This window comes from Neoalteromonas arenosi, assembly GCF_030362855.1.
Classification (GTDB): domain Bacteria; phylum Pseudomonadota; class Gammaproteobacteria; order Enterobacterales; family Alteromonadaceae; genus Alteromonas_E; species Alteromonas_E arenosi.
This window is the reverse complement of sequence record NZ_JAUCBP010000006.1, coordinates 442852-469227: the sequence shown is the minus strand read 5'-3', so window position 1 is coordinate 469227 and position 26376 is coordinate 442852. Positions and strand designations below refer to the sequence as shown.

23 protein-coding genes are annotated in these 26376 nt (G+C 46.6%); 19 read left to right on the top strand and 4 right to left on the bottom strand.

Going from position 1 to position 26376, the window contains the following annotated elements; all coding sequences use genetic code 11:
• Positions 1–64 precede the first annotated feature (64 nt).
• Positions 65–832 carry a pseudouridine synthase gene (locus QTP81_RS06400; RefSeq protein ID WP_289364474.1) on the top strand — a complete coding sequence of 256 codons (768 nt, stop codon included), beginning with the start codon at positions 65–67 and terminating at the stop codon, positions 830–832.
• On the top strand, positions 829–1275 hold the full coding sequence (locus tag QTP81_RS06395) for a flavodoxin (protein WP_289364473.1): 447 nt from the start codon (positions 829–831) through the stop codon (positions 1273–1275). The genes QTP81_RS06400 and QTP81_RS06395 overlap by 4 nt, the downstream gene beginning before the upstream one ends.
• Before the next feature lie 50 nt (positions 1276–1325).
• Here the strand turns inward: QTP81_RS06395 and dapD are convergent, their stop codons facing one another.
• From dapD to map, 3 genes are read right to left on the bottom strand one after another with little or no spacing between them, the layout of a single operon-like run.
• Positions 1326–2153, bottom strand: coding sequence for a 2,3,4,5-tetrahydropyridine-2,6-dicarboxylate N-succinyltransferase (dapD, locus tag QTP81_RS06390; protein WP_289364472.1), 828 nt, complete (start codon positions 2151–2153; stop codon positions 1326–1328).
• Positions 2143–4812 carry a [protein-PII] uridylyltransferase gene (gene glnD, locus QTP81_RS06385; protein WP_289364471.1) on the bottom strand — a complete coding sequence of 890 codons (2670 nt, stop codon included), beginning with the start codon at positions 4810–4812 and terminating at the stop codon, positions 2143–2145. The genes dapD and glnD overlap by 11 nt, the downstream gene beginning before the upstream one ends.
• An 11-nt stretch (positions 4813–4823) precedes the next feature.
• Complete coding sequence (map, locus tag QTP81_RS06380; RefSeq protein WP_289364470.1) at positions 4824–5615, bottom strand: type I methionyl aminopeptidase; 792 nt, start codon at positions 5613–5615, stop codon at positions 4824–4826.
• Between the two features lie 297 nt (positions 5616–5912).
• Between map and rpsB the strand changes: the two genes are divergently transcribed.
• The 17 genes from rpsB (at position 5913) to tilS (ending at position 25373) form a co-directional block, all read left to right on the top strand.
• Positions 5913–6641: a 30S ribosomal protein S2 gene (rpsB, locus tag QTP81_RS06375; RefSeq protein ID WP_289364469.1), complete on the top strand. Its 729-nt coding sequence runs from the start codon at positions 5913–5915 to the stop codon at positions 6639–6641.
• Positions 6642–6735: 94 nt separating this feature from the next.
• Positions 6736–7608 (top strand): translation elongation factor Ts, encoded by an 873-nt coding sequence (gene tsf, locus QTP81_RS06370; protein WP_289364467.1) that lies wholly within the window; start codon positions 6736–6738, stop codon positions 7606–7608.
• Between the two features lie 160 nt (positions 7609–7768).
• Positions 7769–8494: a UMP kinase gene (gene pyrH / locus QTP81_RS06365; RefSeq protein ID WP_289364466.1), complete on the top strand. Its 726-nt coding sequence runs from the start codon at positions 7769–7771 to the stop codon at positions 8492–8494.
• A 29-nt stretch (positions 8495–8523) separates the two neighbouring features.
• Entirely contained in the window at positions 8524–9081 is a 558-nt protein-coding gene (frr, locus tag QTP81_RS06360) for a ribosome recycling factor (protein ID WP_289364464.1), read from the top strand.
• Positions 9082–9103: 22 nt separating this feature from the next.
• On the top strand, positions 9104–9868 hold the full coding sequence (gene uppS / locus QTP81_RS06355) for a polyprenyl diphosphate synthase (protein WP_289364463.1): 765 nt from the start codon (positions 9104–9106) through the stop codon (positions 9866–9868).
• On the top strand, positions 9862–10725 hold the full coding sequence (locus QTP81_RS06350; RefSeq protein WP_289364462.1) for a phosphatidate cytidylyltransferase: 864 nt from the start codon (positions 9862–9864) through the stop codon (positions 10723–10725). Before uppS ends, QTP81_RS06350 begins: the two co-directional genes overlap by 7 nt.
• Positions 10725–11912 (top strand): 1-deoxy-D-xylulose-5-phosphate reductoisomerase, encoded by a 1188-nt coding sequence (ispC, locus tag QTP81_RS06345; protein WP_289364461.1) that lies wholly within the window; start codon positions 10725–10727, stop codon positions 11910–11912. Before QTP81_RS06350 ends, ispC begins: the two co-directional genes overlap by 1 nt.
• Entirely contained in the window at positions 11905–13257 is a 1353-nt protein-coding gene (rseP, locus tag QTP81_RS06340) for a sigma E protease regulator RseP (protein ID WP_289364459.1), read from the top strand. Before ispC ends, rseP begins: the two co-directional genes overlap by 8 nt.
• Positions 13258–13300: 43 nt before the next feature.
• Positions 13301–15781, top strand: a complete 2481-nt coding sequence (bamA, locus tag QTP81_RS06335) for an outer membrane protein assembly factor BamA (RefSeq protein WP_289364458.1) — start codon at positions 13301–13303, stop codon at positions 15779–15781.
• A gap of 62 nt (positions 15782–15843) precedes the next feature.
• Positions 15844–16359 (top strand): OmpH/Skp family outer membrane protein, encoded by a 516-nt coding sequence (locus QTP81_RS06330; protein WP_289364457.1) that lies wholly within the window; start codon positions 15844–15846, stop codon positions 16357–16359.
• A gap of 109 nt (positions 16360–16468) precedes the next feature.
• Positions 16469–16915 (top strand): 3-hydroxyacyl-ACP dehydratase FabZ, encoded by a 447-nt coding sequence (gene fabZ / locus QTP81_RS06325; protein WP_289364456.1) that lies wholly within the window; start codon positions 16469–16471, stop codon positions 16913–16915.
• On the top strand, positions 16916–17689 hold the full coding sequence (lpxA, locus tag QTP81_RS06320) for an acyl-ACP--UDP-N-acetylglucosamine O-acyltransferase (protein WP_289364455.1): 774 nt from the start codon (positions 16916–16918) through the stop codon (positions 17687–17689). It abuts the gene before it with no gap.
• A 3-nt stretch (positions 17690–17692) separates the two neighbouring features.
• Positions 17693–18862, top strand: a complete 1170-nt coding sequence (gene lpxB / locus QTP81_RS06315) for a lipid-A-disaccharide synthase (protein WP_289364454.1) — start codon at positions 17693–17695, stop codon at positions 18860–18862.
• A gap of 12 nt (positions 18863–18874) precedes the next feature.
• The gene (rnhB, locus tag QTP81_RS06310; protein ID WP_289364453.1) at positions 18875–19450 is read left to right on the top strand and encodes a ribonuclease HII; all 576 of its coding nucleotides are present in this window, start codon (positions 18875–18877) and stop codon (positions 19448–19450) included.
• A 107-nt stretch (positions 19451–19557) separates the two neighbouring features.
• The gene (dnaE, locus tag QTP81_RS06305; RefSeq protein ID WP_434532969.1) at positions 19558–22977 is read left to right on the top strand and encodes a DNA polymerase III subunit alpha; all 3420 of its coding nucleotides are present in this window, start codon (positions 19558–19560) and stop codon (positions 22975–22977) included.
• Between the two features lie 34 nt (positions 22978–23011).
• Positions 23012–23968, top strand: a complete 957-nt coding sequence (accA, locus tag QTP81_RS06300; protein WP_289364450.1) for an acetyl-CoA carboxylase carboxyl transferase subunit alpha — start codon at positions 23012–23014, stop codon at positions 23966–23968.
• Between the two features lie 31 nt (positions 23969–23999).
• Positions 24000–25373 carry a tRNA lysidine(34) synthetase TilS gene (gene tilS / locus QTP81_RS06295; RefSeq protein ID WP_289364449.1) on the top strand — a complete coding sequence of 458 codons (1374 nt, stop codon included), beginning with the start codon at positions 24000–24002 and terminating at the stop codon, positions 25371–25373.
• On the opposite strand, the gene QTP81_RS06290 is transcribed toward tilS, so the two are convergent.
• Complete coding sequence (locus QTP81_RS06290) at positions 25370–26299, bottom strand: diguanylate cyclase domain-containing protein (protein WP_289364448.1); 930 nt, start codon at positions 26297–26299, stop codon at positions 25370–25372. The two genes, tilS and QTP81_RS06290, sit on opposite strands and share 4 nt — an antisense overlap.
• Between the last annotated feature and the right edge of the window lie 77 nt (positions 26300–26376).

The window sequence follows — 26376 nt, the reverse complement described above, 5'->3', positions numbered from 1 at the left end:
CACTGGTGATGTCGACAGCGACCGATGTCTATTATCAAACCAATACATAGGTATGCGTAGAACTATGCAATTGGACATCTTATATCAAGATGAATTCCTTGTGGCAATTGACAAGCCTGCTGGCTTGTTAGTACATCGCAGTATGATAGCTAAAGATGCACAGCTATTTGCTGTGCAAATGCTCCGCGACCAACTTGGTCAGTACGTTTATCCACTACACCGACTTGACCGCCCAACATCGGGAGTACTGTTGTTCGCGCTAGATAAGGCTGTGGCGACAGCGGTTACTGATTTATTGGTGAACCAGCGGGTCGACAAGCGTTATCAAGCCATTGTACGAGGCCATGTACCAAATAGTTGGTACATTGATTATGGGCTCATTGAAATCCAAGATCGCATGACCGACCGACGCGCACGCAAAGATAAGCCAGCACAGCGGGCCATCACTGAACTGAACTGCGTGCAACGCTTTACCATACCATTGCCGGCCGGCAGGTATCAGAGCGCCCGTTTTTCTCTCGTTAACCTACATCCCGAGACGGGGCGAAAACACCAATTGCGGCGTCACATGGCACATATTCGCCATCCGATTATCGGCGATACGACGCATGGTGACGGCAAACAAAATAAATTTTTGCGTCATCACTTTAATTTTCAGCAACTTGCCCTTACCTGTACATCTATGGCGCTGGTTCACCCAGTGACGAATCAGCCATTAACAATTAGTGCACCACTGAGTTCAGCCATGGCTGCACTTGTGGCAAACTGGCAAGTATTTAATGACGCGGGAGCAGCCGCGTTGAATATTCACAAACAGACGATAGACGAATGAAGAAAATTACAATTTTCGCCGGCTCAGTATACGGCAATGCTCAGCATGTTGCTGAACAGGCACAAGAGGCACTTGCCGCAAAAGGGGTTGAATCAGAAGTGTTGACTGATCCAGCCGTCAGTGACTTCAGCGATGCTGAAGCTATAGTGGTGATTACGTCAACCACAGGGCAGGGCGACATACCACCCAACTTGGAGTTTTTCCATGCGGAGTTGCGTGACCAGTTTCCACTAATGAATGGCAAGCCATTTGCTGTCGCTGCACTGGGTGATAGTAGTTACGGCGAAACCTTCTGCGGCGGTGGACGACAATTCCAAGAATTATTGGAAGAGCTTCAGGGTAAAGCTGTGGTTGACATGCTAGAGGTGGATGCGATTGAAACCCTTGAGCCAGAATCAGAGGTTGTGCCTTGGATAGAAGGCATTGCGGAAAAGTTGCAATAAATAAACTGCAGCAAGACGCGGGACGCCCGCGTCTCAGTATCGCATGGTCGTTATTCAGCAGCGCGAAGTAGGGCGTTGATGCCTACTTTTGCACGTGTTTTAGCATCAACCTTTTTGACGATAATAGCGGCATAAAGGCTGTAAGTACCGTCTTTACTCGGCAGGCTACCCGATACGACTACCGAGCCAGCGGGTACTCGACCATAGTGTGTTTGTCCGGTTTCACGGTCGTAAATCCGAGTGCTTTGACCGATGTATACTCCCATCGAAATCACGCTACCTTCTTCTACCACAACGCCTTCTACGATTTCCGAGCGAGCACCAATAAAGCAGTTGTCTTCAATGATCGTAGGGTTGGCTTGTAATGGTTCTAACACGCCACCAATTCCCACGCCGCCAGACAAATGGACGTTTTTACCGATTTGCGCGCATGAACCAACGGTTGCCCAAGTATCTACCATACTACCTTCGTCAACGTATGCGCCAATATTGACGTATGACGGCATTAACACCACGTTTTTGCCGACGAAACTCCCTGTGCGAACCGTTGCGGGAGGGACTACTCGTGTACCGTCTTGTTGAAACCGAGCGCTGTCGTAATCGCTGTATTTAAGCGGTACTTTATCGAAATATTGACTCACTCCGTCGTTCATTGGCGCATTATCATGCAAGCGAAAATACAACAACACGGCTTTTTTTAGCCACTGGTGAACAACCCATTCTCCCGCTATTTTTTCTGCTACTCGGGCTTGCCCTGAATTCAGCATATCGATTGCTTGTTGAACGGCCTGTTTCACATCATCGTGGCCTGACGTCGGGCTAATGGTGTCGCGCTGTTCAAATGCGTTTTCTATAATCGATTGCAAATCATGCGTCATGTTGTATATCTTCCAGTTGGTCTAGTTTATTTAAAATTGCTTGTTTAAGTTGTACTTGCTGTGCAGGGGATAAAGCAGTGCCTGCTTCGTTTGTGACAATAAAAATGTCTTCAGCGCGTTCACCGATAGTGGAGATCTTCGCCAGTTTCAAGGTGACATTTGTATCGACAAACGCATGCCCGATTTTGGCTAAAATACCCGGTGCATCTAAGGCCTCTAATTCAACTAAAGTGGCATCGTCTTGACGATTGTAAAACCGAATTTTAGTCGGTACGTTAAGCTGCTTGAGCTGACGTGAAATCTTGCGTGCGTTAGTATGCGAACGACCCGGCGCCGATATTTGCGAACGGATGTCGTCAGCGAGTTTGTCGAGTCGCTGAGCTGAATCAATGCGATTGCCGTCATTATCGAGGATGATAATACTGTCGCAAACGTACTCATCATGGGTAATGGTGATGTTGGCATCATGAATAGACAAGTTGCGACTGTCTAACACTGAAGCGACTTGCGCGAACAAAGCGGGGCGGTCTTTACCGTATATGAAGAGCTCTGTTCCAGCTTTCGTTGTTGTGTTGTTGGCTTTCACTAGCAGGGCGTCGGCACTGTCGCATTTGAAATTGAGAATTTCTTGCGTATGCCAAGCAATTTGTGCGGGTTTGTAGCGCGCAAAGTAATCGTGATCTAAACGCGACCACAAACTTTCTATGGCTATTTCTGCATAGCCTGAATCAGCCAATAACATGCGGGCCGCGTGCTTGTTTTCATTGACGCGCTCAAAGATAGTCAACTGGCACTGCAAGCCATTGTCTAATGCTTTTTGGGTGAGCAAATACAGCTCGCGCAACAGTGATGCTTTCCAGTCATTCCAAAGGTTGTCATTGGTAGCGCGAATATCGGCAAGCGTCAGTGCATAGAGCAAATTCAAGTGCACATGGCTCTTCACTTTGTTGGCAAATTCATTGACGACGTCTGGATCGTAGATATCTCGACGCTGAGCAACCACCGACATTAACAGGTGATTTTCAACCAACCAGACGATGATATCGGTATCGGCTTTACTTAAATCGTGGTGTGCGGCAAATTTTTCCACATCGGCCGCGCCGAGCACCGAGTGATCGCCGTTGCGACCTTTCCCAATGTCGTGGAATACCGCCGCTAAGTAGAGCAGTTCGGGCTTATCTAAGTTCCTAACAATGCGTCCACAGCGCGGGAAGCGTTTGTTCTCGGGCGAGAAATAATGATTAACGTGTTTCACCAAACGGTGCGTGTGTTCATCAACGGTATACGCGTGAAACAAGTCGAATTGCATCATTCCGACAATGTGATTCCACTCGGGTAAATAAGCCTGCAAAATGCCGTATTGGTGCATAATGTCCCAGGCAAAATCAAAGAAGTGTGGATGTCGCATTAACTGCATAAATTTTTCACGGCACTGCGCACTCTCGTGCCAGTAGAAATCTTGAAACTGACGTCTGGCATTGCGCACTTGGCGAATACAATCAGTATCAAGCCCAGTAACTGCTGGCGTGTCTGCAATCAAATGAAGAAAATCGAACAGGTCCTCTGGCGCTCTAAAAATGTCGGCTCGCGTCGGAGAAATTAAGCCGTCATGTAACTCAAAGTTTGGCGTAAGCGCATTGCTGCCGTAATCCTTCTCGCCGAGGATGTCGTGCCGAAAGCGTTGCATCAGCATTTGATTCAACTCATTCACGCGGCGCACAGTGCGGAAAAAAGCCTTCATCATGCTTTCTACCGAGGCTTTTCCTTCTGTACCATAGCCTAATCGCTCAGCTACATCGGTTTGATAATCAAATAGCAAGCGATTTTCACTGCGACCCGCAGTAATATGCAGAGCAAAGCGGATACGCCACAAGTGTGAGCGACACTCAATCAGTTCAGCGTGCTCTTGTTTGGTAAAATAACCGTGGCCGACTAAGCTCCAGCCGTCATACTCACCAAAGTGCTTTTTTGCAACCCAGCCGATAGTTTGAATGTCGCGCAAACAGCCCGGGTTTTCTTTTACATTGGGCTCTAGGTTGTAGGCAGTACCGTGAAACTTGGCATGGCGCGCTTGTTGCTCTTCTTGTTTGGCAACAAAAAAGCGGTCACTAGTCCATATTTTATTTTTAGAAATATCTTTCGTCAGTTTGTCAAAAACCGCCTGAGAGCCAGCTAAACGGCGGCTTTCTACAAGATTGGTTGCGACGGTGACGTCTGTTTTGGCAAGCCCAATCGTTTCTTTTACTGTGCGTACAGACTGACCGATATCGAGTTTTATATCCCACAGCAGGGTAATAAATTCGCCAACTAACTCGCGTGATGCACGATCCAGTGACCGTTTACTTAAAATCAGTAAGTCTATATCTGAGTGAGGCTGTAATTGTGCGCGGCCATAACCGCCGACAGCAGCCAGACACAAATTATCGATTTGGTCTAGCTCGAACAATTGCCAGAGGTGTTGTAGCAAGGTGTCAACAAACACCGCGCGGCCAGAGACTAACTCATCAACCGCACAGTGGTTAAACGCTGACTCTAGCCATTCATAGCTCTTTGCAACGCATCGTTTAAACCCTGCAATATCATAGCGATCATCGATGGCGTGAACATCATCGATGAGGTTGTTAAGTGTTAGTACAACTTGCTTCTCAACTACAGGCATTGGCCCGACCCTTAGTGTTGTATGATAGGTTCGATAGATTCTTCTTCTCGCCAGGTCAGAATTTCAACACCGTTTTCAGTCACCAACAATGTGTGTTCCCACTGGGCTGATAAGCTGCGATCTTTGGTCACTACTGTCCACTTATCTGGCAGGATTTTAGAGTAGCGTTTACCCGCATTTACCATCGGCTCAATGGTAAAACACATGCCTGCTTCTAACACGTCGCCAGTATTGGGCTTGCCGTAGTGAACCACTTGCGGATCTTCATGGAAGGTAGCGCCAATGCCATGCCCGCAATATTCTCTGACAATCGAATAATCATGCGCTTCTGCATGTTGCTGAATAATGTGACCAATATCACCTAAGCGAACGCCGGGCTTAACCAATTTGATGGCTTTGTACAAGCTCTCTTGTGTTACGCGAATTAAACGCTCCGCGAGAATAGAAGGTTTGCCAATAACGAACATCTTTGAGGTATCACCGTGATAACCGTCTTTCTTTACCGTTACATCGATGTTGATGATATCGCCGTCTTTTAACTTTTTGTCAGACGGAATGCCGTGGCATATGACATGGTTAACCGATGTACATATAGATTTTGGAAACGGCGGGTGGCCATAATGGAGTGGCGCTGGAATGCCTCGCTGTACATCTACAATATAATTGTGACAAAGCGTGTTTAGCTCGTCAGTAGTAACACCCTTTTTCACATGTGGGGTAATCATATTTAATACGTCAGCAGCCAATTTACCCGCTACACGCATTTTCTCGATTTCTTCGGGGGTTTTGATTATTGCGCCCAAAATGAACCTCTATTTAACCAGTTAAACCTTGCGTTTAGTTCGCGCATGGTATCCTTATGTGACTTTGCTGTACAGGCGAAGCCAGAATAATAAATGGCTTTTGCTTATAAAAGACCGGAAAAACTTGAGTCTCAGAGGCTGGCGTGATATAAAGCGCGCGCTTTTCTCGATGGAGAGAAAAAGCATAACAATTAATACACACATACATCGACACTGTTACCGGGGTGTCTGCCGTGTTTTCACTGCGGATCGGGAATAGGGATGTATGGAGGCCTAACCCAAATTGAGGACAATTTAATGGCAAACGTATCTATGCGCGATATGCTCCAAGCGGGCGTTCACTTTGGTCACCAAACGCGTTACTGGAACCCTAAAATGAAGCCTTTCATTTTCGGCGCTCGTAACCGCGTTCACATCATCAACCTTGAAAAAACTGTGCCTTTGTTCAACGAAGCACTTAACTACTTGTCAGGCGTTTCGGCCAAGAAAGGTAAGATCCTTTTCGTTGGCACTAAGCGTGCAGCTGGTGAAGCAGTTAAAGAAGCGGCTTTGAGCTGTGGTCAATTCTACGTAAACAAGCGTTGGTTAGGTGGCATGTTGACTAACTGGAAAACAGTTCGTCAATCAATCAAGCGTTTGAAAGATCTTGAGCAACAGAGCCAAGACGGTACTTTTGAAAAGCTAACTAAGAAAGAAGCTCTAATGCTTCAGCGCGAAATGGCCAAGCTAGAAAGCAGCCTTGGTGGTATCAAAGATATGGGTGGTTTACCTGACTGTATTTTTGTAATCGACGCTGATCACGAGCACATCGCTGTAAACGAAGCACGCAACCTTGGTATTCCTGTTGTTGGCGTTGTTGATACTAACTCAGACCCAGACGGTGTTGATTACATCATCCCTGGTAATGACGACGCGATCCGTGCGATTCAGTTGTACACATCTGCTGCTGCAGGTGCGGTCAACGCTGGACGTGACAACACTGTTGAAGTAGCTGAAAAAGACGACTTCGTAGAAGCGGCTGAGTAAGTTAATCGCACGTAAGTGTGATAATTCAGAATCTTATTGAAGGGGCGTATACGCCCCTTTAACACAAACTTTTATAAATTTTGAGGATTTTAACATGGCAGTGACTGCAGCCTTGGTAAAAGAGCTTCGCGAGCGCACGGGCGCTGGTATGCTTGATTGTAAAAAAGCGTTAGTTGAAACTGACGGTGACATCGAGCTGGCGATTGAAAACATGCGTAAATCTGGCCAAGCAAAAGCGGCTAAAAAAGCAGGCCGCATTGCGGCTGAAGGCGTTATCTTGACTACGATTAATGGTAACCGCGCAACCATGATGGAACTGAACTGTGAAACTGACTTTGTTGCTCGCGACGAAGGTTTCCTTGCGTTCGGTAAAAAAGTATTGGCAGTAGCTGCTGATAACAACATCAACAGTATTGACGACTTGAACGCTGCTGAGCTTGACGGTGCAACAGTTGCTGAGACTCGTGACACTTTGGTTGCAAAAATCGGTGAAAACATCAGCCCTCGTCGCGTTATCAACGTTGACGGTGATGTACTTGGCGCATACGTTCACGGCGGCCGTATCGGTGTAGTCGCTATCCTTAACGGTGGTGACGAAGAGTTGGCGAAAGACATTGCTATGCACGTAGCAGCTGCAAGCCCACAGTACGTTAAGCCAAGCGATGTACCTGCTGACGTAGTTGAAAAAGAAAAGCAAATTCAAGTAGAAATCGCGGTTCAATCAGGCAAGCCTGCTGACATCGCTGAGAAAATGGTTGCTGGCCGTATGAAGAAATTCACTGGCGAGATCAGCCTAACAGGTCAACCTTTTGTTAAAGACCCTTCTGTTTCAGTTGGCGATTTGCTTAAGTCTAAAGGTGCTGACGTAATCAACTTCGTGCGTTTCGAAGTGGGTGAAGGTATCGAGAAGAAGACTGAAGACTTTGCTGCGGAAGTAGCTGCGCAGATGGAAGCTGCGAAGAAATAATTCGCCTTCCTGACTTTTGCATAAAGTGAATGTCATATACACTACGGGCACCTACTATAAGGTGCCCTTTTTGTGAGTGGTGAAAAACTTGCGGCGCAGCACAAGCCGCGGCCGTCAGGCAACACAAACATAAACTGATTTCAAACAGGACCCAATTCTCATGAGCGTATCTTCAAAATCTGCCTATCGACGCATTCTTTTAAAACTCAGTGGTGAAGCCCTAATGGGGGACGAAGAGTTTGGTATCGACGCCAAGTTTCTTGACCGTATGGCTGCTGAGATTAAAGAATTAGTGGAAATGGGCGTTCAGGTTGGCTTAGTGATTGGTGGCGGCAACTTGTTTCGTGGTGAGGGCCTTGCACGTGCGGGCATGAATCGCGTGGTTGGCGATCACATGGGCATGTTAGCTACAGTTATGAATGGTTTGGCAATGCGAGATGCGTTGCATAGAGCGTTCGTCAATGCGCGCTTGATGTCGGCAATCCCGCTAAACGGCGTTTGTGATGCCTACAATTGGGCCGAAGCGATTAGCCTGCTCAAGTCTGGTCGTGTAGTGATTTTCGCCGCTGGCACAGGCAATCCGTTCTTTACCACCGATTCAGCCGCGTGTTTACGCGGTATCGAAATCGAAGCGGATGCAGTACTAAAAGCGACTAAGGTTGATGGTGTTTACGACTCAGACCCGGTCAAAAATCCCGATGCGGTATTGTATGACCAAATCAGTTACAATGACGTATTGGAAAAGGAATTAAAGGTAATGGATTTAGCGGCATTCACATTGGCGCGCGATCACAACCTACCGATCAGAGTGTTTAACATGAACAAACCTGGATGTCTGAAACGCGTTGTGATGGGCGAGTCAGACGGTACTTTGATCGCGAACTAAAAATAAAATAGATAAAACAGGACATACACGTGTTAGATGAAATTGAATTAGATGCAGAGCAGCGCATGGAAAAGAGTATTACTGCGCTGAAGTCACAGTTTAGTAAAATTCGAACCGGCCGTGCACACCCGAGTTTGTTGGACTCTATCAATGTTTCATATTATGGCGCGGATACGCCTTTGCGCCAATTGGCCAATGTTGTAGCCGAAGACAATCGTACTTTAGCGCTTACTGTGTTTGACAAAAGTGCAATCCAAGCGGTTGAAAAAGCCATTATGCAATCCGATTTGGGCTTAAACCCGATGAGTGCTGGCGCAATCATTCGCATCCCAATGCCGCCTCTAACTGAAGAGCGCCGTAAAGACTTAATTAAAGTCGTCCGCGCTGAAGCCGAGCAGGGCAGGGTTGCCATCCGTAATGTGCGTCGTGATGCTAACAGTGATATAAAAGAGCTGTTAAAAGAAAAAGAGATTAGCGAAGACGAAAGTCGCGCTGGCGAGGAAAATATCCAGACATTAACAAATAGCTTTGTCAAAAAAGTCGATGGATTACTGGCCGACAAAGAAAAAGAGTTAATGGAAGTATAATCGGTTGTATAAAGCCATGGATATGAGTGCCTCTTCTACAACCGAATCCATACCATCTAGCAATTCTAGTATGCCACAGCATGTGGCAATCATTATGGATGGTAATGGTCGGTGGGCGAAGCAAAAGGGCAAGATACGCACCTTTGGCCACAAAGCCGGCGTTGACGCTGTGCGAGCTTCGGTCAAATATGCGCGTACTAATGGAATAAAATCGCTGACACTGTTCGCCTTCAGTAGTGAAAACTGGAAGCGTCCTGAGGAAGAGGTCAGTGTTTTAATGGACCTGTTTAACCTGGTTTTAAACAGTGAAGTAAAAAAGCTCAATAAAAATCAGGTACGCTTGCGAGTCATTGGCGACCTGACACGGTTTGACCAAAAGCTGGTTGATAAGATTGAAAAAGCAGAAGCATTGACTGCCGATAATCAAGCATTAACGTTAAATATCGCGGCTAATTACGGTGGGCGCTGGGATATTGTTAATGCCGCGAAGCACGTTGCTCAACAAGTTGCCGCAGGTGTAATGTCATTGGATGATATTACCGAAGAGCGCTTTGACCAGCATATTTGTATGGCCGATCTGCCGCCGCTCGATTTACTCATTCGCACTGGTGGCGAGCATCGCATCAGTAACTTTTTATTGTGGCAATGTGCGTACGCAGAATTTTACTTTACCAGCACACTTTGGCCTGATTTTGATGAACAGGCCTTTGCCGACGCGGTAGCCGATTTTAGTGATCGTCAGCGCCGTTTTGGTTTGACCGGCGAGCAAGTGACCTCATCATGTTAAAGCAACGTATTATCACCGCTCTGGTATTAGCGCCTTTGGCGTTGATTGCTATTCTGTTTCTACCCATTTTCCAATTCCAAATTGTAATCGCTGGTGTGGTTGCAATTGGCGCATATGAATGGGCGAAAATGTCAGGATTGGACAGCCGCATGTACAAGGCGGTCTATACGTTGGTGGCGTTAACGCTATGCGTATTTTTTGCCCAGGTAGTTGACCAAGATTTGATTTGGTATCAAGGTCAGCTAAACGCCGTGTATCGCTATATCTTGGGTGTTTCAGTCATCTGGTGGGTGTTTTCCTTTTGTATGATTTTGGCGTATCCACGCTTCAGTGCATTTTGGAAACACAGTATTGTTATTCGCGCGTTGTTTGGACTATTTACACTCATTCCCACTTGGGTCGCGGTAGTGTCTTTGCGCACCAGCCTTTACGGCATCGATCCCTTTTACGGTGCTTCATTGATTTTTTATGTCCTTGGTATCGTTTGGGCGGCAGACATCGGGGCATTCTTTGTAGGCGTTAAATTTGGCAAGCACAAACTACGTCCGAACGTGTCACCAGGTAAAACCCTCGAAGGGTTACTGGGTGGCGTTTTCGCCTCATTTGCTATCATAGCTTTTGCGGCTCTGCACTACCAAGTAGAGCCCTCGCGCATATGGCTACACATCGTTATTGGTGGGATCACTGTCGGTGTTTCTGCATTAGGCGATTTAAATGAAAGTATGTTTAAACGCTGCGCAGGGATTAAAGACAGTGGCAAGATTCTGCCCGGTCATGGCGGTGTGATGGATCGCATAGATAGTCTAACCGCGGCATTCCCAATATTTGCCTTTTGCTATGTGACTTGGATGGCGTAGTGCAGACAATAACGATTTTGGGTGCAACGGGTTCTATCGGTTGCAATACACTGGATGTTATCGCCCGTCATCCCGACCGTTATCGCGTATTTGCGATAACAGCAAATACTCAAGCGCAAGCGCTCATCCAACAGGCGCAAAAATTCGCCCCTCGTTATGCGGTTTTAACCGATGCTAACGCCTACGAAGAAGCGAAGACTTTAGCTGTGCAAGCGAACCTTGATACCGAAATTCTCTATGGTACTGAAGCACTCAATGCAGTGGCCTCAGATCAAGCTGTTGATGCGGTAATGGCCGCTATTGTAGGCGCTGCTGGACTATTGCCAACTATGGCGGCAGTAAGGGCTGGCAAACGCGTGTTACTCGCCAATAAAGAAGCGCTAGTAATGACCGGTGAGTTATTTATCAATGCCGCGAAACATCACAATGCACAAATTATCCCTATTGATAGTGAGCACAATGCAATCTTTCAAGCGTTGCCGCACGATTATGTCTACGGCGAAACTCATCAGAAAGGTATCGCCAAGCTCCTGTTAACGGGTTCAGGCGGGCCGTTTTTGCGTACGCCTCTGGAAGACTTTGCCAACTTGACGCCGGATCAAGCGTGTGCCCACCCAAACTGGGATATGGGTCGCAAGATCTCGGTCGATTCAGCGACCATGATGAACAAGGGCTTGGAGTTTATCGAAGCGCGTTGGTTGTTTGGTGTGGAGGCTGACGATATTGAGGTCGTTCTGCACCCGCAAAGCACTATTCACTCGATGGTTCAATATATTGATGGTTCGGTAATTGCGCAGTTAGGTCAGCCTGACATGCGCACGCCAATTGCATACGGGCTGGCTTACCCCGAGCGGATAGATGCTGGGGTTAGCCATCTTGATTTCTCGCAACTTGCGGACTTTACCTTCACTAAGCCATGCATGAAACGTTATCCCAACCTGGCGCTGGCGATTGCCGCATGTAAAGCTGGGCAAGCAGCTACAACGCAGCTAAATGCAGCAAATGAAATCGCCGTTGAGGCATTTTTAGCCGAGCAAATTCGCTTTACTGATATAGCCAAGGTCAACGAACAGGCGCTAAATCAATTGGAACCAATAACCGTTTCTTCCATCCAACAAGTGCTAGAAATTGATAAATCAGCGAGAGTTGTGGCAAAACAGATAATACAGGCGCAGATGAATGGTTGATTTTCTTTGGAACCTTTCTGCATTTATTGTTGCATTAGGCATTTTGGTTGCTGTTCACGAATGGGGGCATTTCATTGTTGCGCGCAAATGTGGCGTGCAAGTGTTGCGCTTTTCTATTGGTTTTGGCAAACCTCTATGGCGTACGACGGATAAACACGGCACCGAATTTGTTATTGCAGCTATTCCTTTAGGGGGCTACGTGCGCATGCTCGACGAACGTGTCGACAATGTACCTGCTAATAAGTCTCACCTCGCGTTTAATCAACAATCGGTTGGCAAGCGCATGGCGATTATAGCCGCGGGGCCGGGAGTGAATTTTATCTTTGCTGTTGCTGCGTTTATGCTGATGTTTTTAATTGGCGTGCAAACCTTAAAACCGATTGTCGGTGAAGTACCGAAAGATAGCATAGCCGCACAAAGCAACATCGTTGAAAACGACCAAATAGTCGCAGTTGGCGAGCACGATACTGTCGATTGGAGCTCAGTCAATCTAGAAATTCTCAGCTACATCGGTGAAAGCGAAATCCCTCTCATGGTGTTGCAGGGTAACGGCGTTACCAAACAAACGGCCCTGGCAACCGATGGTTGGCGCTTTGACCCTGATAAAGAGTCTGCACTGACCAGTTTAGGTCTAGTACCCTTTCGCCCTGCAATAACCTTAGAAGTTGCTGCGCTTGGTGAAAACAGTCCAGCTCAATTAGCCGGTTTACAAGTCGGCGATACGCTATTGCAGCTTGGTACAGAACGCATTGAATCATGGCAACAAGCAGTTGATATTATCACCGCTAATCCGGGCCAATCTTTGTCGTTGACATTCGCCAGAGATGGCTCTGAACAAATCATCGTTGTGACATTGGATAGCGTTGAAACAGAAACGGGATTGCGCGGATATTTAGGAATGGCGCCAAGAGTTGAACCTTGGCCAGAAGATGTTGTCTTTATACACCAATATGGTGTTTTTAGCGCTTTTGGCAAAGCTCTGCAGCAAACTTGGCGTTATACAACGATAAGTCTCGAAATGTTTGGCAAACTTTTCACTGGAGATGTGTCGGTTAAAAACTTGAGTGGCCCAATTTCTATAGCACAAGGTGCAGGTATCAGTGCTGAATACGGAATTGTCCAGTTTTTAAAGTTTTTAGCGATTATTAGTATAAGTTTAGGCATAATAAACCTTTTGCCGATTCCGTTATTAGACGGTGGCCATTTGCTCTACTTCACGATTGAGTGGATAACAGGTAAACCCGTTTCAGAACGAGTTCAAGATATTGGGTTTAGAGTGGGAAGTTTAATCATTCTCACATTTATGGGCATTGCGATTTTTAACGATATCGCCCGCTTGGCATAAGTACAATAAAACTAGCAAACGCGCGCAGGAAGAATAGTAATAAATGAAGTTTAGACAGTTAGTTGCAGCCGGATTACTTTTGTCCGTTGCAAACCTCGCCACTGCCAATCAAAGTCAATTTGTAGTCGAAGACATTCGCGTCGAAGGTCTTCAACGAGTCGCTTTAGGTGCAGCTCTGACTTATTTGCCAGTGCAAGTAGGGGATGAATTGAATGATTTTCGGGTCGCTCAGCTGATTCGCTCTTTGTACTCTTCAACGCACTTTGAAAATGTTGAAATCTGGCGTGATGGCTCAACCCTGGTGGTTCGCGTTGCCGAGCGCCCAACCATCAGTAATATCATCTTTGAAGGCAACGATGACATCAAAGATGAGCAGTTACAAGATAGCCTCGACGGCAGTAATATTCGCGTCGGTGAGCCATTGGATAAAACCGTTCTAACGTCAATTGAAAACGGTTTAAAAGACTTCTTTTACAGTATCGGTAAATACAATGCGGATGTGACTGCGATTATTACGCCACTGCCGCGTAATCGTGTCGATTTGAAACTACTGTTTGAAGAAGGTGATGCTGCCAAGATCCAACAAATTAATATCGTCGGTAACGATATTTTCTCTGATGCTGAGTTGTTCGAGCAAATGGAGCTCCAGTTCAATACTCCGTGGTGGGACTTTATGTCCGAAACTCGCTACCAGCAACAAACGCTGTCTGGCGACATGGAAACCATCGAAAATCATTATAAAAACCGCGGTTATTTGCGCTTTGCAATTGACTCTACTCAAGTTTCAATGACTCCTGAAAAATCCGGTATCTATATCACTATGAATGTATCGGAAGGTGAGCAATATACGATTTCTGATGTTGAGTTAGTGGGTGATATTCTCGGTCACGAAGAGTACATCGCTTCGGTGTTACCACTGACATCTGGTGAAATGTACAATCAAGCCGAAGTTACTTATACCGAAGAGTTCATCAGTAAGTATCTTGGCCGGTTTGGCTATGCTTACCCAACAGTAACGACGGTGCCAGATATTAACGACGAGGATAAAACCGTTAAGTTAACCTTGTCAGTTGACCCAGGTAAGCGCATCTACGTTCGTCGCTTGAATTTTGAAGGGAACAATATTACTGCAGATAGCGTGCTACGTCAGAATGTCAGTCAAATGGAAGGGACGTGGTTATCCAACCCACTGCTTGAGTCATCTAAGAACGCGCTGTCGCGCTTAACCTACATGGAAGAAGTTGAGTTTGATACGGTACGGATCCCAGGTGAAGACGACAAGGTAGATGTTAACTTTCGCGTAAAAGAGCAACCGTCTGGCTCATTTAACGCCGGCATTGGTTACGGTGATCGCACTCGCTTGAGCTTACAAGCAGGTATCCAACAAGATAATTTCTTGGGTACAGGTAAACGCGTAGGTATTAGTTTAAACACGGTATCATACCAACAATCTGCGCAGATCACTTATCAAGACCCGTTCTTCACTATTGACGGTATTAGCCTAGGTGGTTCAATTGGCTACAGTGAGTTTGATGGTGAAGACTTCAACGTTATCCGGTTTAACAGTAAGCAGTGGTCTATCGGCGCGAATATTGGTTACCCAATCGACGAATTTAACCGTATCAACTTCGGTTTAACGTTTGCCGACGTAGAATTGTTTAACCGTTCGCAATACGAACAAACCGATCGCTTTTACGAGCAGTTCGTCGACTTGAACAACCCAGATGCATCGATCAATTATCAAAGTTTGCTGGCGACCGTCACGTGGAGCCGTTCAACTCTGAACCGTGGTGTATTCCCAACGGCAGGTTCATCCCAACGTGCTTCATTTAGTGTGACTACGCCGAACTCAGATGTTAACTATTTTAAGTCGGTGTTTGATACTAAGTTCTATTTCCCGCTGTCGCGTAACCAGCGTTGGTCTTTTCTAGCGCGCTTGCGTTTGGGTTATGGTAATGGCTACGGTGATATCAATGGCAACGAACAAATCTTGCCATTCACTGAAAACTTCACCGCGGGTGGTGCAGATACATTACGTGGTTTCGAGAACAATACGGTAGGTCCTCGAGGTATACAGCGCTTCTCAGAAGGTCAAATTGTCGGCCCAGACGGCAACATTATTCCGGGCAGCCCTGAAACCGATTCTTACATTCTTTCACGCCGTAGTTTAGGTGGTAACGCAATGGCGCTAGGTGGCTTGGAATTAATTGTTCCGACCCCATTTGTTGAAGAAGATTTCGATAACTCTGTGCGTACGAGTATTTTCATGGATATTGGTAACGTATGGGATACCGAGTTTGACTTTGACGAGTATGCTGGCCTGAATAATGCTGGCGCAGGGCGCAATGATTTCGACGACTTGCTAGATTACAGTGATTGGAAGCTATATCGCGCTTCCGCGGGACTTTCGGTACAATGGTTATCACCTATGGGGCCAATGGTCTTTAGTTTCTCTCGAGCGATTCGTGAGCGTGAAGGAGACGATGCCCGTTTCTTCACATTTAATATCGGGCAAACATTCTAATTAATAACCTACTGGCGACGTACCAGTAACGTATACAATATTTGTGAATAAAGGAGTTCCAATTGAAAACACTTGCTAAACACTTAATGGCGACAGCACTGCTAGGCAGCGCTATGATAAGCGCACCGGCTATGGCTGAAATGAAGATAGCTGTTGTGGACGCGCAATCTGTGTTCCAGGCTCTGCCACAATCAGCGGCCATTGCTGAAACGATTCAAACTGAATTCAAAGACGAAATTGGTGAAGTTGAGCAATTGCAACGCGATATGCAGTATTACGCTGAGACGTTACAACGCAATGCAGCGACAATGAGCGATGACGAACAGGCTGAAATGCAGGAAAAGATTCTTAATGCGCGCGCTCAATACGCTGAAAAAGCACAGCCTTTACAGCAGAAGATTCAACGCCGTCAACAAGAAGAGCGCGGTAAAATTGTTGCCTTAATTCGTCAGTCTATTGATAAAGTTGCCGCTGAAGGTAATTACGATTTGATCCTTGATGCCGGCGCGATTACTTTTGTTAAGCCAGAGTTTGATATCTCAGCACAAGTATTAGAAAACGTTAATAAAGTAAACTAATATTGAGTCACTGATAGCAGACCAAGCAGTTTTTCTGCTTGGTCTGATTTGTTTTTAGCGCAATTGCGCGTATGGTTGGCGCGTTTTTTAATATTGTTGCGGAGGCACTTTGAGCAATTCTCTAAATCCTATCGACATTCAAGAGATCCTTGATTTATTACCCCACAGGTATCCATTTTTGTTGATAGATCGCGTCACCGAATTCAATTCTGGCAAATCCATCAAAGCGTATAAAAACATTACTATCAATGAGCCCTGTTTTACTGGGCATTTTCCAGGACATCCGATTTTCCCGGGCGTATTGATTCTTGAAGCGATGGCACAGGCTGCTGGCGTTTTAGGCTTTAAAACAGTCGGTAAGAATGATGAATTGTACCTCTATGCAGGCATCGATAAGGCGCGTTTCAAGCGCCCTGTAGTTCCTGGTGATCGGTTAGATTTCGTAGTTGAGCTAGTTAAGGAACGCCGTGGTATATGGAAATTTAAAGGTGTAGGAAGCGTTGATGGCGAAGAAGCCTGCTCAGCTGAATTTATGTGTGCAATGCGAGCAATTTAAATGACTATACATGCGACAGCAATCATCGAACCCACAGCGGTAATCGGAAACAACGTTTCTATCGGGCCCTACAGTTATGTGGGGCACGACGTTGTGATTGGCGACGATTGCATCTTAGAGTCGCATGTTGTAATCAAGGGGCCGTCAACGATCGGCAAAGGCAATCATTTCTTCCAGTTTTGCAGTATTGGCGAAGCCTGTCAGGATAAAAAATACGCCGGCGAACCAACGCGTTTGGAAATCGGTGATAACAATATTTTCCGAGAATCAGTCACCGTCCACCGCGGAACGGTGCAAGATGAAGAGCTCACCAAAATTGGCAATAACAATTTGTTGATGGTTAACGTCCACATTGCTCACGATTGTATGATTGGCGATGACAATATCTTTGCCAACAATGTCACCATTGCAGGCCATGTACATATTGGTAACACGGTCATCCTTGGTGGTATGACGGCGATCCATCAGTTTTGTAAGATTGGTTCACACAGTTTTACCGGTGGTGGCGCGATTGTGTTGCGCGATATCCCTCCATACATCATGGTTAGTGGTACCAAACATATACCGCAAGGAATAAACTCGGAAGGTCTCAAACGCCGTGGTTTCGATAAAGAAACCATTATGCAAATCAAACGTGCTTACAAGGCCATCTATCGCGACGGCAATACTGCCGACCAAGCCGTAGAAATTCTCAAAGAGATGGCAAAAACCACACCCGAAATAAGTATTCTTGCTGACTTTATTGAGCATTCTGCTCGTGGGATTGTGCGCTAGCTAATGGCAAAAGCTCTACACGTTGGCATTATTGCCGGTGAACCGTCTGGCGATATGCTGGCCGGCGGTTTAATGCGCGAGCTCAATCGACAAAATCCGAATATTCGTTTTTCCGGTATCGGCGGGAAACACATGCTCGCCCAGGGTCTTACGTCATTGGTCGATATGGATGAGTTATCGGTAATGGGTTTGGTGGAGGTTCTAGGGCGATTGCCCAGGTTGCTAAGGGTCAAGCACCAGGTTCTCGATCATTTTGAGACTGACGTGCCAGATGTATTTATTGGCGTCGATGCACCAGATTTTAATTTGCGAATTGAAACTGTTCTAAAGCAGCGTGGTATTAAAACGGTCCATTATGTCAGCCCAACAGTTTGGGCTTGGCGCGAAAAACGGATCCACAAAATTGCCAAAGCCACCAATCTAGTTCTCGGCTTGTTTCCGTTTGAAGCCGCTATTTATCAACACTACAACGTGCCGTATAAATTTGTCGGGCATACGCTGGCAGATTCTATCCCGCTGCATGACGACGGTCTCAATATTCGTAAAGCACTAGAGATTCACGCTGAGCAACCGGTGTTGGCACTATTGCCAGGATCTCGCAAAGGTGAAGTCAATGCGTTATTGCTTGAATTTCTGCGCGCAGCACAAATAACGGGACAACATTTTACCGTTCAGCAGCAGCGACTAATGGTACTAATTCCAGCTGCCAACGACGCAAGAAAACAACAGATCGTTGAAATTCTTCAAGATTACGCAATGACTAATCCGCTATTGTTCGACTATAAAATCACAGATGGTCAATCGCGAGAGTGTTTGTTGGCGGCTAATGCGGTACTGATAGCCTCAGGAACTGCGACGCTCGAGGCAATGCTGTGCAAGCGGCCAATGGTTGTGGCATATAAAATGGCGCGTTTAACGCGTTTTATGATGGGCTATTTGTACAAGCCAAAATATTTTTCATTGCCTAATTTATTGGGCGATCGAGCCTTGGTGACAGAGCTTTTACAAGCCGAGGTGAATGCTGACAATCTTGCCAAGCACCTGATTCCACTATTCGGGTCAGAAGGAAAAGAACTGCAGCAAATATTTACCGATATTCACCAAGATTTAAAACGAGATGCTGATAAACAAGCCGCTGAAGCGGTGTTATCCTTGATCTCTGTATCTAAATAGACGAACTCATGTATGGATAAGCAATACATCGCAGGTGTCGATGAAGTGGGCCGCGGCCCTTTAGTCGGTGCAGTGGTTACCGCAGCCGTTATACTCGATCCAAAGCGGCCGATAGCTGGATTGGCAGACTCAAAAAAGTTGTCAGCGAAAAAACGCGAACAGCTTGCTGATCAAATTAAAGCAGAGTCATTGTGTTGGGCCATGGGACGTGCTGAACCTGCCGAAATTGACGAGCTGAACATTCTACATGCTTCGCTGTTGGCCATGCACCGCGCAGTAGCAGCTTTGACTATTCAGCCTGACTTTGTGCGGGTAGATGGCAACCGCTTACCAAAGTGGAACTATGCGTCAGAGGCCGTCGTAAAAGGTGATGCTCTACACGCTGAAATCGCAGCAGCTTCCATTCTCGCAAAAGTGGCACGCGATCAGGAAATGTTGGATCTGCATCAGCAGTACCCAGAGTTTGGGTTTGATAAGCATAAAGGCTATCCAACCAAAGCACATTTTGCTGCGATTGAGCGCTTGGGTGTGTTAGATTGTTACCGCAAAAGTTTTAAGCCAGTACAACAGCGATTAAATCGCATATAACGAGTCTGAAGTCTATGACTGAACCTGCACTAATCCCAGAAGAAACAGATCAAAATTCAACGCCTCTCAGGCCATTTGTACATTTGCGGGTGCACAGTGATTTCTCCATGATGGATGGCCTCAACAAAGTTAAACCCATTTTGGACGCGGCCAAACAACAGGATATGCCGGCCATTGCAATTACCGACCAAATGAACATGTGCGGTTTGGTGAAATTTTATTCTGAGTCCCACAGTCGGGGCATAAAGCCGATCATCGGCGTGGATGTTTGGGTAACTAGCCAGTTTATTGCCAATGATATTTTCCGTCTGACGTTATTGGCGATGAATGAAGAGGGTTATAAGAATATTACACTGCTAATATCGGAAGCCTATAAACGCGGTTATGTGAGCAATCGAGCGGTTATCGATCAGGCGTGGTTAGCTCAGCATAATACTGGGATTATTGTACTGTCGGGTGCGACACAAGGTGATCTAGGTACAGCGCTAAGTAACGGTAATCAAGGGTTAGCGACGCAAATTAGTGGCTTTTATCAAAGCCACTTTCACGATCGCTTTTATCTCGAGTTAGTGCGCACAGGGCGTGCCGGAGAAGAAGACTACGTACATGCAGCAGTCGCTTTTGCCGCGGCTAATGATCTTCCTGTTGTAGCGACCAATGAAGTGTGTTTTATTGATTCTAGTGGGTTTGAAGCACATGAAATTCGCGTTGCAATCCACGATGGATATACGCTCGAAGATACCCGCCGACCCAAGCGTTACAGCAATCAGCAATACTTGCGGTCGGTGGCGGAAATGAATGCATTATTTGCCGATATTCCCGAAGCGCTCGATAATTCTGTTGAAATCGCTAAGCGGTGCAGTGTGGTAGTTAAACTGGGCGAGTATTTTCTTCCCAAATTTCCAACCGGTGGCATGTCAGATGCTGATTACCTGGTCAAAGTTTCGCGCGAAGGCCTTGAACAACGCTTAGCATTTTTGTTTCCAGATGAAAAAGTGCGTGCAGAAAAGCGCCCTGAATACGATGAACGCTTGCAAATCGAGCTCGACGTAATCAATCAGATGGGGTTCCCTGGTTACTTCTTGATCGTCATGGAGTTTATTCAGTGGAGCAAGGACCACGACATTCCTGTAGGACCTGGTCGCGGTTCGGGAGCGGGTTCACTCGTCGCCTATGCACTCGCGATTACTGACCTTGATCCATTGGAATTTGACTTACTATTCGAACGTTTCCTAAACCCAGAACGGGTTTCCATGCCAGATTTCGATGTCGATTTTTGTATGGATCGACGCGACGAAGTTATTGATCACGTGGCACAAATGTATGGTCGTGAAGCGGTGTCGCAAATCATTACCTTCGGCACCATGGCTGCGAAAGCCGTGGTGCGTGATGTAGGACGTGTGTTGGGACATCCGTATGGCTTCGTTGACCGGATAAGTAAGTTAATCCCATCAGATCCGGGAATGACCTTGGCCAAAGCATTTGATGTCGAACCACGCCTCGGTGAATTAGAGCAAAGTGATGAAGAAGTTGCCGATTTAATGGCAATGGCTCGGGTGTTAGAAGGGGTAACGCGGAATGCCGGAAAACACGCGGGTGGTGTGGTAATCGCGCCTACGAAGATTATCGACTTCGCCCCATTATATTGCGATGACGAAGGCAACAACCCGGTTACGCAATTTGATAAAAATGACGTTGAAACGGCCGGTCTAGTCAAATTCGACTTCCTCGGATTACGGACGTTGACCATTATTCAATGGGCAATTGAAATGATTAAAGAGGGGGGCGGTGAAACGATTGATATCAGTGCCATCCCACTAGTCGATAAAACCAGTTTTGATATGTTACAACGCGCTGAGACTACTGCCGTGTTCCAGTTGGAATCGCGCGGAATGAAAGACCTTATCAAACGTTTAAAGCCAGACTGTTTTGAGGACATAATCGCCCTTGTGGCGTTGTTCCGCCCAGGTCCGCTGCAGTCAGGCATGGTTGATAACTTTATCGATCGAAAACACGGTCGAGAAGAAATTTCATACCCAGATGCAGACTATCAGCACGAGTGTTTACAGCCGATTTTGGAACCGACGTACGGCATCATTCTGTATCAAGAGCAGGTGATGCAGATTGCCCAGGAGATGGCTGGTTATAGTTTGGGCGGTGCGGATTTATTGCGTCGAGCTATGGGTAAGAAAAAGCCAGAGGAAATGGCAAAGCAACGCGCAGTTTTTGCTGAAGGGGCTGAAAACAATAATATTGATCCTGATTTGGCGATGAAGATCTTCGATCTGGTAGAGAAGTTTGCCGGTTATGGTTTTAATAAATCTCACTCGGCTGCCTATGCGCTGGTCTCCTATCAAACCCTGTGGTTGAAAGCTCACTATCCAGCTCAATTTATGGCTGCTGTAATGTCTGCAGATATGGACAATACCGATAAAATCGTCACCTTGGTCGATGAGTGTAACCGTATGGGTATCGACTTGTTACCGCCTGATTTGAACAGCGGCCGTTACAAGTTTACCGTCGATGAAAAAGGTCGAATCGTTTATGGTATTGGTGCCATTAAGGGCGTTGGCGAAGGTCCGATTGACGCAATAATTGCAGCACGTGAAACGCATGGTAAGTTTTCAGATCTATTTGATTTTTGCGCCAAAGTTGACATAAAGCGCGTCAATCGACGCGTCCTAGAAAAGCTGGTTCTTGCTGGCGCAATGGACAATCTTGGTCCTCACCGCGCTGCGATTATGGCATCGCTACCAGAAGCGCTCGCTGCTGCTGACCAGCACGCAAAAGCAGAATCCTACGGTCAATCGGATATGTTTGGTCTGTTAACTACCGAGCCGGACGATGTTAAGCAAGCCTTTGCCGACGTGCCAGAGTGGTCTGAGCGGATTTGGTTGGAAGGTGAGAAAGAAACGCTCGGTTTATATCTAACCGGCCATCCCATTAATCAGTATATTGAGGAATTAAGCAACTATACGGCGGGTAGACTGGTCGACCTAAAACCCACGGGGCGCGATGCAATGAGCTCAGCGGTTGGTCTAGTGTTAGGCGTTCGAGTGATGACCAACAAAAAAGGCAAGCGCTGGGCAATTGTGACGTTAGATGATAAAAGTGCGCGGATGGATGTGCGTTTCTTCCCCGACATGTATGAACAGTACGAATCGATGTTGGTTGCAGATAAAATCTTGCTGATAAAGGGACAGGTCAGCTTTGATGAATTCTCTGGTGGCAATACAATTACGGCCCGAGAAGTCATGGACATTGTTGCAGCAAGAGAAACCAACTTAAGTGCTATATCGCTGCAAGTCGACGCCAATTGGTGTAATCTCGACACAGTGTCTAAACTACAAAACATAATAAACGAATATCGTGGTGGTAGTTGTCCACTGCATTTTAACGTCGCGCACCCTGATGTTGCGGTTACTGTGGCATCGGGCGCAGACTGGTACGTAACGCCTGACGATCAGCTATTGCACGACTTAAAACAATGTTTGGGTGCCTCTAGAGTTTCGTTAGAGTTTCGCTAGGCGCACTTGCTATCACGATTAAATGGGATATTGAATGAATTCACACTTTCTGGATTTTGAGCAACCGATTGCTGAGTTAGAAGCGAAAATAAAAGAGTTGCGTCTAGTCAATCAGGACGGCGAATTCGATGTGAGCATCGAAGAAGAAATTACGCGCCTACAGGAAAAAAATGTCGAGCAAACAAAAAAGATCTTTGCAAATTTAGGGGCGTGGCAAATCTCACAACTCGCGCGTCATCCTAATCGACCATACACCTTTGACTACGTAGAGCGTATGTTGACGGAGTTTGATGAGTTAGCAGGTGATCGCGCCTATGCAGACGACAAAGCCATTGTTGGTGGCTTAGCATTGCTTGATGATGAGCCTGTCATGGTTATTGGTCATCAAAAAGGGCGAGATACGAAAGAAAAAATCAAACGTAACTTTGGGATGCCAAAACCCGAAGGCTACCGCAAAGCGTTGCGTTTGATGAAAATGGCTGAGCGTTTCAAACTGCCTATTATTACATTTATAGACACTCCTGGCGCTTATCCTGGTGTCGGCGCTGAAGAGCGCGGTCAGAGTGAAGCCATTGCTCGCAATCTAAAGGAAATGGCTGAATTGCAAGTGCCAGTCGTCTGTACCGTAATTGGTGAAGGTGGTTCTGGCGGTGCACTGGCTATTGGTGTTGGTGATAGGGTAAATATGATGCAGTACAGCACCTACTCGGTAATTTCACCCGAGGGTTGTGCATCCATTCTATGGAAAAGCGCCGAAAAAGCGCCGACAGCAGCAGAAGCGATGGGGGTTAGTGCCGCACAAATCCATGAGCTTGGTTTGATTAATACCATTGTCGATGAACCTCTAGGTGGTGCTCATCGCGACTTTGATAGTGCTGCAGCCAATCTGAAAGCTACGATTAAACAACAGCTCGCGCAGCTGAAGAGCTTGTCAACAGAAGAGCTACTTGAGCAGCGTTACGAGCGACTGATGTCGTTTGGTTACTGCTAGTTCCACAATTTACTCTTTGGCTTCACAGGCGTTGAATGACGCCTGTGAAGCAGTTAATGCTAACTCAAAGCCAAGTCACTCAGCTAACCGTATCATTTGGGTAGGTTGCTCCGGAGGCCTTGATTCGGTGGTTCTATTGCAGCTAGCGAATCGCTGGGCTACCGATAACGACTATCGTATCGGTGTTATTCACGTCAATCACCAACTCAGCAGCAATGCTCAAGCGTGGCAGTACCACGTAGAAAATCTCGCGCGTCAGTTTGGCGCTGAGTGTAAAACCATTACTGTAGATATTCAAAAAGCGCCGCGCAAAAGTCTTGAAGCCTTAGCGCGCGAGGCCCGCTACAATGCATTTGAACAGCAGCTTCCGCCCAACGCCCTATTGTTATTAGGCCATCACCTCGACGATCAAGTTGAAACCGCTATGCTGCGCTTGTTTCGCGGCAGTGGGCCGAAGGGGCTAGGCGCAATGGAGTCGGTTAGTTTTCGTCACATTGGTGAGCGCAGCTTGATCATTGCTCGGCCTTTGCTGAGTATTTCGCGCGCAAGCATTCAAGACTATGCCGTTAAGCAAAACCTTACATGGGTTGACGATGAGTCTAATCGGGATCTGAGTTTCGATCGCAATAAAATGCGTCACACATTGCTTCCGGCGATTGAACAACAGTGGCCGGAAAAGTATGCAGGCATAAAATCGGCAATCGCACGTAGCAGTGAACTGTGCCGTGAACAACAGCAAGCACTAGAATTGTTGCTGGATGAAAAATTGCAGAATCTATTAATAGCACCTGCAATATTGGACAGTCATGGATTATTGCAAACCTCGAAAGAGTTGCATGCTTCGTTATTACGGCATTGGTTGGCGAAACAAGGCGCACAAATGCCGAGTCACGCAGTTTTGCAGCAACTAATACTGGCTGTGCAGGCGGATCGCCAAGCCCACCCTGTCGTAACGTGGCATAATCATCAAGTGCGCGGCTTTCAACAGCAACTCTACTTCTTCATGCAGCCATATGTCGCACCCTCAGACGCTAGTTATTGCAGCGGAGAGGTTAGTTTGGATTGGATTGATGCGGGTGGCAATGCGGTAACTTATACCCTTAAAGGCACTACTAGTCTGAAACAAAAGGTACAGTTACAAAAAGAGTGTTCGGTTTTGCAATACGAGTTACCGGTGCACGCACACAAGTACCACCTGGCACGCGCCGATGGTGAACAGTACTTTGCCGCCCGACCGCAGCAAAAAGCCCGGCAACTTAAACATTGGCTGAAAGAGTGGCGGATCCCAGTATGGCACCGACAAGCAATGATTGGGGTATTTGCAGGCGACGAATTGCTTTGGGTTACTGATGGGCAACAAGGCTGGGCGAACTATGCTCACTCAGAAAACAGAGAAACGCCCTAGTCACGGATAATAAAAACCGCGTTTTTGGCCTCTGCTTTAACGCGATAGACCGCCTTATCGGCTCTCGCAAATATCGATTCCGCGTTGTCATTGTGTACTACCAGAGTACCTCCAATACTCATGGTGATACGATGCTGTCGCAGCAGGGGAGAACGTTCTGCTGCAACTCTGATGCGCTCAGCAATTTGGTCAATTTCCGACTCACCAACATCGTGAATTAAACAGCAAAATTCGTCACCGCCAAAACGGAACGCACTATCTTCGATGCGCATTAAGTGCGCCAACAAGTCGCCGACCGCTTGCAGGGCTTGGTCACCCTGTTGATGGCCGTGGCTATCGTTAACCTGTTTGAAATTATCTAAATCAATAACAAGCAAACCAAATCGAGTTCCTCGGCGTAAATATTGCCCTAAAAAGCGCTCGATCTGTTCATCAAAACCGGCGCGGTTGCCCAACCCTGTCAAAGGGTCCCGTGTTGTTTGTTGCAGAATATGGCGATATTGAGTCGCGTGACCGAGTGGAATACAAAAATGTGTGTGTAGTTCATGTAATAGGGTTTGCTGTTGCACACTCAACCGACGACTGAAGCTATAAGTCACGGTTTTAACCATCGCATTTAACGAGCGGTTATGAGTGGTGCTGGGCAGCGTTATGCTGATATCAGCCGAATTGTTATCACCGAATGCGAATGCTTGTTGATCAATGGCAAAGTTCAGCCGTTTGAGCGGCAAGCGGCTAGCCAGATATTGAAAGTAGTTTTGACAAAGTTCATCTAAATCTATGGTCGCCAGCATTAAATTTAAAAAAGCCGTGTATTCAATTGCATGAGTCAGTGGTTGAGTATAACTATCAACATTTATACGAGTAGCGTCGGCGCTGCCTGCGCTATTGCTCTGCAAAGTCGAGGAGATAGATAAATAGTCCAAAAGCATACTCCAAATGATCGTTGTTGATTGAGTTAAGGCCTACATTGCAATAGTCTGTCACTGGCGGTTTTTTGACG